This is a genomic window from Ruegeria sp. ABV4_181, assembly GCF_056158465.1.
Genome location: NZ_JBSWTI010000002.1, coordinates 2,657,153 through 2,671,875, shown reverse-complemented (window position 1 = coordinate 2,671,875; position 14,723 = coordinate 2,657,153). Strand labels below are relative to the sequence as shown.

16 protein-coding genes and 1 tRNA gene are annotated in these 14,723 nt (G+C 60.3%); 10 read left to right on the top strand and 7 right to left on the bottom strand.

Features of this window, described 5'->3' with window-relative positions:
• Nucleotides 1-70 precede the first annotated feature (70 nt).
• The 4 genes from ACXAC3_RS13265 to ACXAC3_RS13250 are packed head-to-tail and all read left to right on the top strand — an operon-like array spanning nt 71 to nt 2,167.
• On the top strand, nt 71-703 hold the full coding sequence (locus ACXAC3_RS13265) for a DNA-3-methyladenine glycosylase family protein (RefSeq protein ID WP_475160880.1): 633 nt from the start codon (nt 71-73) through the stop codon (nt 701-703).
• Complete coding sequence (locus tag ACXAC3_RS13260) at nt 700-1,365, top strand: alpha/beta hydrolase (RefSeq protein ID WP_475160877.1); 666 nt, start codon at nt 700-702, stop codon at nt 1,363-1,365. The genes ACXAC3_RS13265 and ACXAC3_RS13260 overlap by 4 nt, the downstream gene beginning before the upstream one ends.
• Nucleotides 1,366-1,367: 2 nt before the next feature.
• Nucleotides 1,368-1,871 carry an N-acetyltransferase family protein gene (locus ACXAC3_RS13255; RefSeq protein WP_475160874.1) on the top strand — a complete coding sequence of 168 codons (504 nt, stop codon included), beginning with the start codon at nt 1,368-1,370 and terminating at the stop codon, nt 1,869-1,871.
• Entirely contained in the window at nt 1,865-2,167 is a 303-nt protein-coding gene (locus tag ACXAC3_RS13250) for a putative quinol monooxygenase (RefSeq protein ID WP_475160869.1), read from the top strand. Before ACXAC3_RS13255 ends, ACXAC3_RS13250 begins: the two co-directional genes overlap by 7 nt.
• A 10-nt stretch (nt 2,168-2,177) precedes the next feature.
• Here the strand turns inward: ACXAC3_RS13250 and ACXAC3_RS13245 are convergent, their stop codons facing one another.
• Both ACXAC3_RS13245 and ACXAC3_RS13240 read right to left on the bottom strand, forming a co-directional pair.
• Nucleotides 2,178-2,603, bottom strand: a complete 426-nt coding sequence (locus ACXAC3_RS13245) for a VOC family protein (protein ID WP_475160865.1) — start codon at nt 2,601-2,603, stop codon at nt 2,178-2,180.
• Between the two features lie 31 nt (nt 2,604-2,634).
• Nucleotides 2,635-3,240, bottom strand: coding sequence for an rRNA large subunit pseudouridine synthase E (locus ACXAC3_RS13240; RefSeq protein WP_475160862.1), 606 nt, complete (start codon nt 3,238-3,240; stop codon nt 2,635-2,637).
• A 213-nt stretch (nt 3,241-3,453) separates the two neighbouring features.
• On the opposite strand from ACXAC3_RS13240, the gene ACXAC3_RS13235 reads away from it, so the two are divergent.
• On the top strand, nt 3,454-4,041 hold the full coding sequence (locus tag ACXAC3_RS13235; RefSeq protein WP_475160858.1) for an HNH endonuclease: 588 nt from the start codon (nt 3,454-3,456) through the stop codon (nt 4,039-4,041).
• On the opposite strand, the gene ACXAC3_RS13230 is transcribed toward ACXAC3_RS13235, so the two are convergent.
• Together ACXAC3_RS13230 and ACXAC3_RS13225 are read right to left on the bottom strand one after the other, a co-directional pair.
• A complete protein-coding gene (locus tag ACXAC3_RS13230) occupies nt 4,038-4,505 on the bottom strand; it encodes a disulfide bond formation protein B (protein WP_475160852.1) in 468 nt (155 codons plus the stop codon). The two genes, ACXAC3_RS13235 and ACXAC3_RS13230, sit on opposite strands and share 4 nt — an antisense overlap.
• Nucleotides 4,502-5,080, bottom strand: coding sequence for a YqaA family protein (locus ACXAC3_RS13225; protein WP_475160847.1), 579 nt, complete (start codon nt 5,078-5,080; stop codon nt 4,502-4,504). Before ACXAC3_RS13225 ends, ACXAC3_RS13230 begins: the two co-directional genes overlap by 4 nt.
• 145 nt (nt 5,081-5,225) lie before the next feature.
• Between ACXAC3_RS13225 and ACXAC3_RS13220 the strand changes: the two genes are divergently transcribed.
• The 5 genes from ACXAC3_RS13220 (at nt 5,226) to ACXAC3_RS13200 (ending at nt 10,491) form a co-directional block, all read left to right on the top strand.
• Nucleotides 5,226-5,311, top strand: a tRNA-Leu gene (locus tag ACXAC3_RS13220).
• A gap of 409 nt (nt 5,312-5,720) precedes the next feature.
• Nucleotides 5,721-6,704, top strand: a complete 984-nt coding sequence (locus ACXAC3_RS13215) for a TAXI family TRAP transporter solute-binding subunit (protein ID WP_475160843.1) — start codon at nt 5,721-5,723, stop codon at nt 6,702-6,704.
• A 111-nt stretch (nt 6,705-6,815) separates the two neighbouring features.
• Nucleotides 6,816-7,448: a hypothetical protein gene (locus ACXAC3_RS13210; protein WP_475160839.1), complete on the top strand. Its 633-nt coding sequence runs from the start codon at nt 6,816-6,818 to the stop codon at nt 7,446-7,448.
• Between the two features lie 23 nt (nt 7,449-7,471).
• Nucleotides 7,472-10,063: a TRAP transporter permease gene (locus ACXAC3_RS13205; RefSeq protein WP_475160835.1), complete on the top strand. Its 2,592-nt coding sequence runs from the start codon at nt 7,472-7,474 to the stop codon at nt 10,061-10,063.
• Nucleotides 10,060-10,491, top strand: coding sequence for a universal stress protein (locus tag ACXAC3_RS13200; protein WP_475160834.1), 432 nt, complete (start codon nt 10,060-10,062; stop codon nt 10,489-10,491). The genes ACXAC3_RS13205 and ACXAC3_RS13200 overlap by 4 nt, the downstream gene beginning before the upstream one ends.
• Here ACXAC3_RS13200 and ACXAC3_RS13195 read toward each other — a convergent pair.
• Genes ACXAC3_RS13195 through ACXAC3_RS13185 form a run of 3 tightly spaced genes read right to left on the bottom strand, consistent with a single transcriptional unit; the run spans nt 10,488 to nt 14,582 of the window.
• Nucleotides 10,488-11,534, bottom strand: a complete 1,047-nt coding sequence (locus ACXAC3_RS13195; RefSeq protein WP_475160832.1) for a lipocalin-like domain-containing protein — start codon at nt 11,532-11,534, stop codon at nt 10,488-10,490. The two genes, ACXAC3_RS13200 and ACXAC3_RS13195, sit on opposite strands and share 4 nt — an antisense overlap.
• A complete protein-coding gene (locus tag ACXAC3_RS13190) occupies nt 11,524-13,938 on the bottom strand; it encodes an ABC transporter permease (protein ID WP_475160828.1) in 2,415 nt (804 codons plus the stop codon). Before ACXAC3_RS13190 ends, ACXAC3_RS13195 begins: the two co-directional genes overlap by 11 nt.
• A complete protein-coding gene (locus tag ACXAC3_RS13185; RefSeq protein WP_475160826.1) occupies nt 13,935-14,582 on the bottom strand; it encodes an ABC transporter ATP-binding protein in 648 nt (215 codons plus the stop codon). The genes ACXAC3_RS13190 and ACXAC3_RS13185 overlap by 4 nt, the downstream gene beginning before the upstream one ends.
• Between the last annotated feature and the right edge of the window lie 141 nt (nt 14,583-14,723).

Sequence of the window (14,723 nt, the reverse complement as noted above, 5' to 3'; positions counted from 1 at the left end):
GTCGCACAAGCGGGTTGCATCTGCGACAAAGCAACCTAACGTGCATGCGACCCCATTAGCCGGAGCACACATGTCTGTCGGACGCATCATCGAAACACCGGACTGTGTGGCCGAAGGGGCAAGGTGGCTTGCCGGGGTCTGTCCGCGCATGGCCTATGCCATGGAGCAGACCGGGCCATTGCCGCTGCGCCGCCGCCCTGACGGGTTTGCTCAGCTTCTCAGCGCGATTGTCAGCCAGCAGGTCAGCGTGGCCTCGGCCAACGCCATCTGGAAGCGGTTGAAAGACGCAAAGCTGACCGGACCGCGAAAGATCATGTGGGCCACAGATGATGATCTTCGCGCCGTCGGGCTGAGCCGCCAGAAAATCCGGTATGCGCGCGCCCTGGCCGAAGCGCGTATTGATTACAACGCGTTGCGGGATGTTCCTGATGAGGATGTCGTCGCAATTCTGACCGAGGTGCCCGGCATCGGCGTCTGGACCGCCGAGATTTACGCGATGTTTTCTCTGGGCCGGGCCGATGTCATTGCGCCGGGCGATCTGGCGCTGCAAGAGGCGGCGCGTATCCTGTACGACCTGCCCGAACGCCCCACTGACAAGGAATTGCGCCGGATGGCCGAGGCGTGGACGCCGTGGCGGTCGGTTGCGGCCCGTGTGTTGTGGGCCTATTACCGGGTCGCAAAAGAACGAGAAGGGATCAGATGACACGGGTTTTGAATGCGCTCAGGAAAGAGCCGGTTTCGGGCGACACGCGCTCGGTCGTGGTGTTCGTGCATGGCTATGGCGCCAATGGGGCCGACCTTTTGGGGCTGGCAGACGTGCTGGGTGAACATCTGCCTGACACGCTGTTCGTGGCCCCCGACGCGCCCGAACAAATCCCCGGCATGCCCAACGGGTTTCAGTGGTTTCCTATCCCGTGGATCGACGGTTCGTCCGAGGAAGAGGCGCGCCGGGGGATGGAAATGGCGGTCGAGGATTTCAACGCCTTCCTCGACGCGCTGATGGTGGACGAGGACGTGCTGCCCGAGCAGGTGGTTCTGTTCGGCTTTTCTCAGGGCACGATGATAAGCCTGTATGTCGCGCCACGCCGCGAGGACCCGGTGGCCGGGATTGTCGCCTTTTCGGGGCGTCTGCTGGAGCCGGACCTGCTGCCGGACGAGACTGTCAGCCGTATGCCCGTTCTGCTGGTGCATGGTGACGCCGACGACGTGGTACCGCCGCAATCGCTGCCCGAAGCTGCCGAGGCGCTTCAGGCGGCCGATTTCAAAGAGGTCTATGCGCATGTGATGAAGGGTACGGGGCATGGCATCGCCCCGGACGGTCTCAGCGTCGCGCTGGCCTTCATGCGCGACAAGCTGAGCCTTTAGCGATGATCGTGGTCCGCCCCATGATGCAAGAGGATGTGGCACCCGCGTGCCGGATCCTCAATCAAATCATCGAAATCGGGGGGACGACCGCGATTGAAACGCCGTTCTCGGACGCCAGTTTTGCGCAGAGCTTTCTGAACGGGTCCGACAAGATATGTTGCCACGTGGCGCTGGACGATCAGGGCGAGGTGGCCGGGTTTCAGTGGCTGGGAACTTATGAATCCTTGCCGGATGGCTGGGCGGATATCGCAACGTTCACCCGACGCGAACCGGCATTGAAAGGCGCGGGGCGGGCGTTATTTGGGGAAACCGCCAAACACGCGACGGCGCTGGGGCTGGTGGCCATCAACGCAACTATCCGGGCCGATAACGGGCAGGGGCTGAGTTACTATGACAAGATGGGATTTGTAGACTATTCGGTGGCTTGCGGCGTTCCGCTCAGGGATGGCACTCCGGTGGATCGCATTTCCAAACGGTTTGATCTGGGAAAGGGGGCGGTATGCTGATCGTTACGGGTACTGTCGAGGTGTCGGCAGAAGGTGTTGAAAAAGCGTCTAAAGCCGCGCAGGCGATGGTCGCTGAAACCGTGAAGGAACCCGGCTGCCTGATCTATGAATTCAGCCAGATTCTGGGCCATGCCAACCGTTTTCGCGTCTACGAGGAATGGCAGGACCAGGCCGCGCTGGAGGCGCATTTTGCCACCGCGCACATGGCGGCATTTCAGGGCGTGCTGGCCGAGGTCGGCGTGACATCCAGCGATATCTACAGGATTGTCGGAGGCGAAAAGCAGCCGTTGCGCTGAGCTGCCCGGATCACGTCCAAAGATGGGACTCCGCAAACTCGACAGAGTTTCCGGCCGGGTCCCGGACATAGAGCGAGCGCACCCCATTTGGCCAGTCGAACTCGGCATCGACGGGGATGTTCCAGTCAAGCAGATGTTTGCGCATGGCGTCGATCTGCGGCCGCGTCAGAGTCAGGCAGACATGACCCGGCCCGCGCGCGCCGTGCGGGGGAACCGGCAGGTCCGGGTTTCCGGGCGGTTTCTCGGTTTCTTCGGCGTTGAACAGCAACAGGACCGACCTGCCGACGCGAAAGAAAACATGCCGGTCCGCAGCGCGCTGAATTTTCTCCAACGCCAGTACTTCACCATAGAATCGCTCTGCCGCGTCCAGATCATCGACGTATAAAGCGGCCTCAAGAATGCCCTCGGGTGTGGGTATGTCCGGCGTGACTTTCATACCCTAAGCCTATCACAAATGGGCGTTTTTGTCACCGTCGCGGGCGCCGGTCCCGCTTTCGGTGCGGGGCCGTGTTCGACTCTGGCGCGGGCAGGCTGTCCCATTGACCGGGTTCCAGACCGTCCAGCGTCCAGTCCCCGATCCGCGCCCGGATCAGGCGCAGGGTCGGGTGCCCGACCGCCGCCGTCATGCGCCGCACCTGACGATTTCTGCCTTCGCGCAGCGTCAGTTCGATCCAGCAGTCCGGGACGGTCTGGCGCACGCGGATCGGCGGCGTACGAGGCCACAATGCCGGCGGTTCGTCTATCAGCCGGGCCTTGGCGGGCCGGGTCAGGCCGTCCTTCAGCTCGACACCATCGCGCAGCGCGCTCAGCGCGGCCGCGTCCGGCAGACCCTCGACCTGAACCCAGTAGGTCTTGGCCATTTTGTGCTTTGGATCGGATATCCTTGCCTGCAACCGCCCATTGTCGGTCAGCAGCATCAGCCCTTCGCTGTCACGGTCCAGCCGTCCGGCGGGATAAACGCCGGGCAGGTCGATGAAATCCGACAGCGTTTGCCGGGGCAAATCCGCATGCGCGCGATCCGTGAACTGCGGTAACACATCGTAAGGTTTGTTGAAGCGGATGAACCATGACATGGCCACCGCCATAGCCCGGCGGACACAGGCGCGCAACCTGTGGATAACTGTCACGATGTTGTTACGGATTCGGCTTAACCAGTCCCCGAGATATTGTGGAAACTCAGGGCTTGTCAGAGTTTTAACACGATATATAGTAAAGTTAAGGCCGGGGCGGGTGTTCCCCGCTCTGATGTCAAAAAAGGGCAGAGCAGAGCGAGGAGCAATTCTAAGATGGACGGAGACTTCAGGACCGAATTTGTCAGGGAGCCCGGTGCGCTGAAGCATCATCCGGCATTGGTTTTGAACGCCGATTATCGCCCCTTGTCCTATTACCCGTTGTCCCTGTGGCCCTGGCAAGAGGCGATCAAGGCGGCCTGGCTGGACAGGGTGGATATCGTGGCCGAGTATGACGAGGTCGTCCGAAGCCCGAGTACCGAGATACGAATACCGTCGGTCGTTGTCCTGAAAGACTATGTAAAACCCAGAAAGCGCGTGGCCTTCACGCGCTTTAATTTATTTCTGAGGGATGAGTTCCGCTGCCAGTATTGCGGCAGCCGCGGTGACCTGACGTTTGACCACGTTGTACCCCGGGCCGCGGGCGGCGTGACAAGCTGGCAGAATGTCGTGGCCGCGTGCAGCCCCTGCAACCTGCGCAAAGGGTCGAAATCGCTACGGCAGGCGGGAATGTCGTTGCGCAAACCTCCGCGCCAGCCGGATGCCGAAGCGCTGCGGAATATTGGCCGCAAATTCCCGCCGAACCACCTGCATGACAGTTGGATCGACTTTCTCTACTGGGATGCGGAACTGGACGAGTTCTAACGGCCTGCGCGCCACGCGGCGAGCCAGACCAGAACCAGAACACCGGACAGAACAGCGTTCCAGCCGGCCATGGACAGGCCGAGCATCTGCCACGGAATGTCATCGCAGCGCACCAGCGGGGCGGACATGATCTGATCCATCAGTTCCTGCGTCGACAACCCGCCGATGTCGCCGGACGTGCAACTGGACGGGCCTTCCCACCAGCCTTGCTCGACCCCTGCATGGAAAACGCCGATGGCCGCGGTTGTCAGCGCCGCGAGTGCGCCGAGAAGCGGCACAAATGCCAGCCGGGGCAGGGCGAGCGCGACGGCTCCGATCAGGATGGCGGCCCCGTGCGGATACCGCTGCCAGATGCACATCTTACAGGGTGCCATGCCGCCAATGTACTGAAACCCCCAGGCGCCAAGCAAAAGGGCCGCCGAACCGACTGCGGCGATCAGAACCAGTGTGATTCTACGTGTCATAGGTATCGCACCACAAGAAACCCGCCGAACAGCAGGATGATGAACAGCGTAAACATAAGGCCCAGCCGCTTTTCGATGAAGGCCCGGATCGGTTCGCCAAATCCCCAAAGCAGCCCGGCGACCACAAAAAACCTTAGCGCGCGCGCCAGGATCGAGGTCGCAATGAAAGTGCCCAGCGGCATTCCGGTCCAGCCGGACATGATGGTGATGACCTTATAGGGGAATGGCGTGACACCTGCGGCAAGAACGGCCCAGAAGCCGAAATCGTTAAAGCGGGTGTTGAATTCTTCCATCGCATGCGCCTTGCCCATGGATTCCAGAATGGGCTGTCCAAGGCTTTCATAGAAGAACGCCCCGATGGCATAGCCCAGCAACCCGCCCAGCACCGATGCGACAAGGGCGACGGTTGCGATCAGCCAGGCCCGAGACGGGCGCGCGATGATCATCGGTATCATCAGAACGTCCGGCGGGATCGGAAAGAACGAGCTTTCGATAAACGCCACGATGGCCAGCGCCCACAGGGCGTGCGGATGTTCGGCCAGACGGATGGTCCAGTCATAAAGCGATCGCAACATTAGGTGCAAAAACCCCGTTCATTTGTTGAGTAAGCCAAATCACGGGGTCGGTGGAGCGTCAACCGCTGCCGGCAAAACAAACTGTATTTGGGGTGGTTTTTGCCTCTGGACCTTCCCGGTCATGGGCGCTAATCCAGTGTTCGTGGCCCAAGTGGCGGAATGGTAGACGCAGGGGATTCAAAATCCCCCGCCTTCACGGGCGTGAGAGTTCGAGTCTCTCCTTGGGCACCACCTCAGACTGTTGAAACAGTGTTTTCCGGCGCTTTGAACGCGTGCGGTATCATTGCCCTGGCACGAATTGCCGCGCCCGGTAAGCGGAAGTGGTTCCGGCACTGAAAGACAAGCAACACAATCTACAGCCATGATTAGGCGCGACATTCCGGCGTCTTTGCGCCTTTTGGCATGTGACGAGGGGGAAACTTCGGAAAAATCTCTCACATTTGCGGCTGTGGCGCATCCTTCCAAGCACAGGGCTTGACAAGTGGAGTGTCTGAATGAAACGTCGAAGGTGTTGGGAGATTTTGTAATTTCAGGCGCTTGTACCTGTTGCAAGACGTTTGCGCTTGCCGTACCGGCGGGGTCCCTGGGTGGGGCCGCGGGTCGGTCTCCCATCCACCAGAAGAATTGGGAGTTCTCAAAAATGAAAAACAGCAGCAAGCTCAGCCTCGGCGCGGTCGTAACCGCCGCTCTTATGGCTCCGGCCGCGTATGCAGAAGAATTCATCACCATCGGCACCGGCGGTGTGACCGGCGTGTATTACCCGACCGGCGGCGCGATCTGCCGTCTGGTCAATAAGGGCCGCAAGGAACATGGTGTGCGGTGTTCCGTCGAATTGACCGGCGGCTCGGTCTACAACATCAACACCATCCGCGAAGGCGAACTGGAATTCGGCGTTGCCCAGTCCGACTGGCAGTACCATGCCTATAACGGCAGCTCGAAATTCGAAGAGGCTGGCCCCTTCGAAAACCTGCGCGCCGTCTTCTCGGTGCATCCTGAGCCGTTCACCGTTGTGGCGCGTGCCGATTCCGGCATCACCAATTTCGAGGACCTGAAGGGCAAGCGCGTCAACATCGGCAACCCCGGTTCCGGTCAGCGCGGCACCATGGAGGTTCTGCTGGGTGAAATGGGCTGGACCACCGACGATTTCGAACTGGCGACCGAACTGAAGGCGGCGGAACAGTCCGCAGCCCTGTGCGACAACCAGATCGACGCGATGGTCTATACCGTGGGTCACCCCTCGGGTTCGATCCAGGAAGCCACCACCGCCTGCGACTCGGTTCTGGTGAACGTCAGCGGCGATGCGGTTGACAAGCTGGTCAACGACAACTCGTTCTACCGCATCGCAACCATCCCCGGTGGCATGTATCGCGGGTCGGACGGTGACACCGCGACCTTTGGTGTGGGCGCGACTTTCGTGACCTCGGCTGACGTTTCGGAAGACGCGGTTTATGCGGTTGTCAGCTCGGTCTTCGAAAACTTCGAAGACTTCAAAAAGCTGCACCCGGCATTCGCCAACCTCAAGCCGGAAGAGATGATTGCGGACGGCCTGTCTGCTCCGCTGCACCCGGGTGCCAAACGCTACTACGACGAAAAAGGCTGGCCGACTTGTCCTCCAAACTGCTGAGTGGCTTGGTAGTTAAAGTTCGTTGCTTACGAAATGAAAGTACTTGGGCTAACGATAAAGCGAGAGACGGATATTCTGTCTCTCGCCACGTTCCTCATAGCATGTGCGGGAATGATGCTTGCGCTGTCGCACTTTTTGCGAGGCGAGCAAGTCGAGATGTTGCCGCCAATTGGAGTTACGATTTTCGAAGACAAGTGCGCGAAAGGACACCCAATAAAGTTTGTTGTGCCAACGGTATTCATGAACCCTGCGGCAGAAGGGTACTCGGGTATCGTTCACAAGAGGTATCTAAACGTCAGTATCGGTGAAAGCAAACTGACACTTGAGGGAAGTACATCCGTGAACCGAGTACCAAACAGGTTCAAAAAGCCAAGCGACATTGATTGTGAAATAGTTAAGAAAGAAGCTTTTGCCGCTGTGCCTTCGATGTCGATCAAAGCAACTGATGAACCTACGATTATGGTTGTCAAAGGCGGCGAAGCGATCGAACGTGAGTATATGTATACGATAATCTCGCATGAATGTAATAGAGGCACGACGTGTGCAAGTCTCCAAGATGCTGCGTTTTTTGAGAATTTGATTGGTGATGTTCAGCAAAGGCAAGTCGACAATCTAAGCTTGGTTTTTGTGAACGAAACCGCCTCAGGGCGGAAGTTTCAGCTACGCTGCGATGTCAGCATGTCGGCGGTAGCGGTCAAAAATCAACTGAGCGCGAACCGATGGATAAACCTGCCGTGTAAGTGAATCTGGACTGCATAGGAAAAGTAATGTCAAAACAGCTATCCGAAGAAGAGCTTCAGGAACTGGTCGCCTCGTCCGACGCGGGCGGGCGTAATCCGGTCGGCAATGTCGGGGTTTTTCTGGCGGTCATCGCGGCCATCTGGTCGATCTTTCAGGTGGTTCTGGCGTCACCGATTGCAAATTACGTGTTGCCGGGCAGCGTTGTGAACAACGCGCGGCAGTTTCATCTGGCCTTTGCCATGTTTCTGGCCTTCGCGGCCTACCCGGCGCTGAAATCCAGCCCGCGTGATTATATCCCCATTCAGGACTGGATCATGGGGCTGGTGGGCACGTTTGTCGCGCTTTACGGGTATTTTTTCTACAACAAGATCGTCGATGCGGGCGGGCTTGCGGATGATACCGATAAATGGGTCGCCCTGGTCGGTCTGCTGTTGCTGTTCGAGGCCGCGCGTCGCGCGCTTGGCCCGGCAATGGCAATCATTGCGACGATATTCCTGGCGTATGTATTCTTTGGCTCTTCCGAATGGGTGCCCGAGGTTATCCGCTGGAAGGGCGCCAGCCTGAAAAAGGCGATGAGCCATATGTGGATCACGTCAGAGGGCGTGTTCGGCATCGCCTTGGGTGTGTCTACGAAATTCGTGTTCCTGTTCGTCCTGTTCGGGGCTTTGCTGGATAAGGCCGGGGCAGGGAACTATTTCATCAAGATGGCCTTCGGCGCGCTCGGCCACCTGCGCGGTGGCCCCGCCAAGGCGGCGGTTGTCGGCTCGGCCGCGACCGGTCTGATCTCAGGCTCTTCCATCGCAAACGTTGTGACCACCGGGACGTTTACCATCCCTCTGATGAAGCGTGTGGGCTTTTCCAGTGAACAGGCGGGCTCGGTCGAGGTGGCCTCATCCGTGAATGGCCAGATCATGCCGCCCGTGATGGGCGCTGCGGCCTTCCTGATGGTGGAATATGTAGGCATCTCTTATGTCGAAGTGATCACCCACGCCTTCCTGCCGGCGGCGATTTCCTACATCGCGCTGGTCTATATCGTGCACCTTGAAGCCGTGAAGCGGAACATGCCCACGCTGGGTGACCGCGACGTCCATCTGGCACGGACCATTGTGGGGATGTTGTCCTTCTTCCTGGTCTTCGCCGGGCTGTGCTATGGGTCGCAATTCCCGGTCGAAGCAGTCTCAAGCTGGGCACCATCCTCGGCGGGATTGATCCTCAGCCTGATTGTTTGCGCGGTCTATGTCGCTCTGCTGTATCTGGCCGCTCAGGTGCCGGATCTGGAACCGGATGATCCGAACGCCAAAGAGGTGACCCTTCCGATCATCGCGGACATTTACAAAGCCGGCTTGCACTACCTGCTGCCGATCATCGTTCTGGTCTATTTCCTGATGATCGAACAGAAATCGCCGGGTCTGTCGGCGTTTTGGGCCACGGCGCTGCTGTTTGTAATCCTGCTGACGCAAAAACCGCTCAAGGCCCTGTTCCGGGGGCAGAGCAACCTTTCCGCCTCGTTCAGCGATGGCGTTGTGGACCTGTGGCAGGGTCTGATCGACGGCGCACGCAACATGATAGGCATCGCCCTGGCAACGGCCACGGCGGGTGTGATCGTGGGTACCGTAACCCTGACCGGTGTGGGGCAGGTGATGGCCGATCTGGTTGAATTCCTGTCCGGCGGTAACCTGATCCTGATGCTGGTGATGGTCGGCCTGCTGAGCCTGATCCTTGGCATGGGCCTGCCAACCACGGCGAATTACATCGTTGTCAGCTCGCTTATGGCAGGTGTGGTTGTCGAACTGGGCGCACAGAGCGGGCTGATCGTGCCGCTGATCGCCGTGCACCTGTTCGTCTTCTATTTTGGCATCATGGCGGACGTGACGCCCCCCGTGGGGCTGGCGAGTTTCGCTGCTGCTGCCGTGTCGGGCGGTGACGCGATCAAGACCGGTTTCACCGCGTTCTTCTACAGCCTGCGCACCGTCGCGCTGCCGTTTGTGTTCATCTTCAACACCGATCTGCTGTTGATCGACGTCACCTGGGTCGAGGGCATTATCGTCGCGATTTTTGCGACAATAGCGATCCTTGTCTTTACTGCAGGAACAATGGGTTACTTTGTGACCCACAGCCGCATCTATGAAAGCGTCGCGCTGATCTTTGTGGCCTTCGCGCTGTTCAGGCCCGACTATTTCATGGATCGCGTCGCGCCGCCTTATACCTCGGTTGAGCCTGCGGCCTTTGTCGAAACAATCGGGCAGACACCACCGGGGACCGAGGTGCGCATGGTCGTCAGCGGCCCGGATTTCGATACGCTTGAGATGACGGACACCACAGTTGTCGTCACCGTCGGCGAGGAAGAAGGCGGCGAGGCGCGCGTTGACGCGATGGGTCTGTTGCTGATCGAAGAGGACGGTCTGATCAAACTGGAGGAGCCGCTGTTTGGCACGCCCGTTGCGGATGAGCTGGACATTTTCGACTATTACGGGGATGAGGCCGTGCGCCTGACCTCGGTTAGCTTGCCATCCAGCCAGCCGCCGAAACAACTGATCTACATCCCGGCGATGCTATTGCTGGGTCTGATCGCCTTCCTTCAACGTGGCCGTGCCGCCAGACAAGAGGTGCCCGCATGACAAATTCCGTTCTTTGCGCCGTAGACATCAGCAACGGCGATCTGGATGTGAATGTCCTGAAGACCGCCGCCGCCTTGGCCGAGCGGGACAATGCCCAGTTGGACGTTGTGACCGTCCTGCCTGATTTCGGGGAAAGCTGGGTGTCAGGCTTCTTCCAGCCGGATTTTCATGACAAGGCGCTTGAGGAGGCACATTCCAAACTGGTCGAAATGTGCACCGCGACTTTGGGGGCGGATCTTAATACAAAGATCCGTCATGTGGTGGCGACCGGCACTGCCTATCAGGAGATCCTGAAAACGGCCGATGGGGCGGGCAGTGACCTGATCGTGATCGGCGCGCACAAGCCGGACCTGAAGGATTACCTTCTGGGGCCGAACGCCGCGCGTGTCGTGCGGCATTCCACCGTCTCTGTCTACGTGGTGCGCTAGGGTTCGTAGCCGGTCATCTCAAGGTAACCGCGGCCGGAATGGCTGCCTGATACGGTAACGGGGCCTTCCCAATATTCGAACCGGGTGGCCATCCACGCCGTGGGCGTCAGGGCCGAAACCTCGACATCCAACCCACGGTCGGGCAGGGTGACGCGCCATCGCACCGGTATGTCGCGATCCGCTATGTTTGCCGTATCCAACGGAGTGAACGTTGCGGACCCGTCCGCAAGGGGTGTGGCTGTGCCGTCTGCATCTATCCATGTCGCGGCGGTGAAATCCCGGCGCGCGCCGCGCAGACGAAACGCCATCAGCTTGTCGCCGCCCTCAAAGCTGAGCGAGAACCAGTCCCAGCCGCTTTGATCCTCTGCCAGTGGTTGCGAGGACCATTCCCGGTCCAGCCAGCCCTGACCCGTCACGGCAACTTCGCCGTCAGGCAGGTGCAACACGCCTTCGACGGTGTAGAACGGTTGCGAATAGTAATAGCTGGCCTGCCCGTCAGCAGATTTGACCGAATATCCCCCGTCACCGTGAAACACAAATGGGCCCTGAGCGTTCAGCGTCAGGTCATAGCTGAAGTCAGCGCCGGCTGCGGTCAGCGTTAGCCTGTCGGGATCGGGGCCGCGCATATGCCATTCATCAATCCAGGCCTCGAACGGTTCCGCCGTCACACCGGCCTGGCCGACCCCGTCACGCGACAGACGCTCGGCAAAGTAATGCGTCTCGGGTGTGGTTACGGCGGCGTGCCCCATCCAAAGCTGTGGGCTTTGCCAACCCTCGGTTCTGGTGGGTTTCAGAGCAGATCGAAACAGGGTCCACTGTATGCCGTAGTCACGCCCGTCCTCTCCGGTAAGGTTCGCGGTCAGATACCACCATTCGATCCGAAAGCTCGGGTGCGGGCCGTGGTCGGCTGGAAATTGAAACTGATACCCGGGTTGCGGAATATCGAACCCTTCGGCGCTGCCGCCCAACCCGGCATAGCCCTGCGCGTGCAAGGTACCGGGCAGAACGATCATCAGGGCAAGCAACAAGGCTTTAACGTTCATTGGCAAACACCCTCAACAAGTCGGCCGGTGGCAGGCGCAACAGGCGCAGCGCGGGCAGGGCGGCGGCGAAGAACGCCGCCAGCAGGGTCAGGAAGAACAGATAGACCCAGTCCAGAGGAAACAGATACATCGGCAGCCGCCATCCGAAGGCCTGAACGTTGATGACGGCCAGCAGCGCCCAGGCCAGAACCAGCCCGAGCGGCAGTGCCAGAACCGCCGTCACCACCGCCAGTAATACGCTGCGCAACAGCTCAAGCTGCGCCAGTTGCGCCCGCGTCAGACCCAGCGCCCAGACCGGAGCAATCTGTGGCAAGCGCTGCGTCCACAGTGTCAGCAGGCTGGTGAGGATTGCGAAGCCCGCCACGCCGAGGGTGAGGATGTTCAGCGCGGAAGTGACAACGAACGTCTTTTCGAAAATCGCCATAGATTGCGCCTTCATCGCGGCCTGCTGAACCACCGCCCGTCGTGGCAACTCGAACTGATCGCGTAAAGATTGCGCCAGTTCCGATGCCTGCGCAGGGGCAACGCGAATTCCAAACCGACGCATGTCGGCACCGGGCGCGATCCGGTCAAGCTGTGCCATGGAGACGATGGCCTGGCCTGTCGGGTTCCCATAATCCGAATACACGCCTGCAATGGTCAGCGTATGGTCTGTACCAAAGCTCAGCGTATCTCCGGGCCACAGGTTCGACCGGCGGGCGAGCTGTTCGTTGATCAGCACCGCCTCACCAGCCAATACGCGGTCCCACACATTGTCGGACGAGGCGATGAGCGGCCAGTTTTGCCGGTATGTCTGGTCATCGACAATTCCGTACAGGAAGAGTGGCCCGGTCGTGTGGGCCAGTTCGATACTGCGGATCGGCAAAACGGCATCTACCTGCGGCGTAAGCCATTCTACGATCTGCTGGCCCTGCTGGTCACTTGCGGCGGTCACATACAGTTCGGAGGTCAAACGCTGATCCAGCCAGCCCGTAAAGGTCAGGCGAAAGCTGGATACCATGGTTCCGACGCCGATATTTGCCGCCAGCGCCAGCAACAGCGCCATCAGCGCCAGCGACAGGCCCGGCAATTGCGCCTGCATGTCCGACCAGACCCACTGGGTCAAAGGTCCGCGGGCGCCGCGCTGAAATATGGACAGGACGGTGGAGACAAGAAACGGCAGCAGCAAGGCCGCACCGGTGAGGATACCTGCCACCATTGCAAAGCCAAAGATCAACCCGTCGAAAAGGAAAACAATTGCAACACCGCCCGCGATCAGCGCAAGCCCCAGCAGGGCCGAGATACGATGACCTGCGGCGGCCTCGCGCCAGGCCTGGACCCCGGCACCTGACAGCAATGGCATGCGAGAGAGGCGATAGAGGGCGTGAACGCTGGCCACCAATGTTCCGGCCAATGCCATGGCAAGCCCAGCCAGCACCCATTGGGGCCGCAACGCCATTTGCCCGTCCACCGGCGCGCCGTACAACCCGCGCAGCGTGGCGGCGACATCGGGCAAAAGCGCACCGGCCAGAAAGAACCCAAGGATCAGGCCCAGCGCGCCACCGGTCAGGGCCAGCAAGGTCAGTTCGGCTGTGATCAGCAAGACCAGCCGCCGCATCGAGACCCCCAGCGCACGCAAGGTTGTGATCATCGGGCGCCTCTGGGCAAAGGCCAGACCGACCGTGCCCTGCACGATGAATAGCCCAACCGCAAAGGACAGCAGGCCGAATGCGGTCAGGTTCAGGTGAAAACTGTCGGTCAGCCGGGCCGTATCCAATTGCGCCGAGGCTTCGACCCTCTCCAGTTCAGGTGCGATGTCGGACAGGGGCAGGGCGGATACGGGTTGATCCGGCAACACGATCAGCCGCGAGATTTGTCCGCGTCGGTCCAACAGCGTTTCGGCCACGCCAATATCAGTCAGGACAAGATCAGGGGGCAGGACATCTGACCGCAACACCGGGGGCAGGCCGTCCTGCGCTTCGAGATACGCGGCCAGATCGGGGGTGGCCAGCAGATGGCCGGGCGATGTCAGGATGTCAGCGGGGTTCGGGGGTGCTGCGCCCTGTTCGATCTGGGTAACAGCCGGAAGGGCCGGGTAGGTGACCATATCGACGCCCAGCACCTGCACCCTGCGGTTACCGATGCGCACCGGACCTTCGAGCACTGCGGCGACCTGCCACCCGGCCCGGCGCAACTCGGCATAGCGCGAGATAGGGATCAGGCCGGACGGGTTGCGCAGTTCGTCAAACTGACCGAGGGCCAGTTGGTCGCGCGCCCGGTCATAGCTGTTGCGCGCCTCGGCGTTGATGGCCTGCACGGCAGACCACAGCCCGGTTGCAAGGGCGATGCCGATCAGCAGCGTCGCCAGTTGCAGCCGGTGCGCGCGCCAATGCGACAGCAAAGCCTCTATCACGGCGCGTGTCATGCGATGTGCCCGCCGGACAAATGCGCCTGCCGATCCAGCCGCGCCGCGATGTCCTGCGAATGCGTCACCAGCAGCAGCGCCGCGCCGGTATCGGCCACGAGCGACAGCATAAGGTCCAGTACCGCGGCGCTGGCGGTTTCATCCAGATTACCGGTTGGCTCATCCGCCAGCAGCAGTTTAGGCCGGGCGGCCATGGCGCGCCCGATGGCGACACGCTGTTGCTGCCCGCCGGACAAATTCTCGGGATAGCGTTCAAGAAGTTCCGCAAGGCCCAGCCTGTCTGCCAGATGCGTGGTCCATTCGTGATCCGGTCGACCCGCCAGCCGGGCGTGGAACGCCAGATTTTGCCCGACCGTCAGCGACGGGATCAGGTTAAACTGCTGAAACACAAGCGAAACGCTGTGCCGGCGCAGCGCGGCGCGGCCCGTGTCGTCCAAAGGCGACAGGGCGGTTCCGTCCAGCGTGATCTCACCCTGGTCAAAGCCGTCCAATGCGGCGGCCAGATTCAACAATGTGCTTTTGCCGCTGCCGCTTTCGCCGGTCAGGGCCAGCGTCTGACCGTGGTCCAGCGTCAGCGAAACGTCCCGCAGAACCGGGCGCCCGCCCGGATAGGATTTGTGAACCTTGTCGATCGTCAGCAGCATTCAAACGCCCCGGATAGTGCCCGCAACAATGTGCAGCGCCACCCGGCAGAGTCCAGCACCGAGGCGTTTTCGTTTCCATTCGTCGCAGCGGTGGTCACGGGGTTGTTCCGTTTCGCGGAAGCGGCCATTGTGAAGGGACTT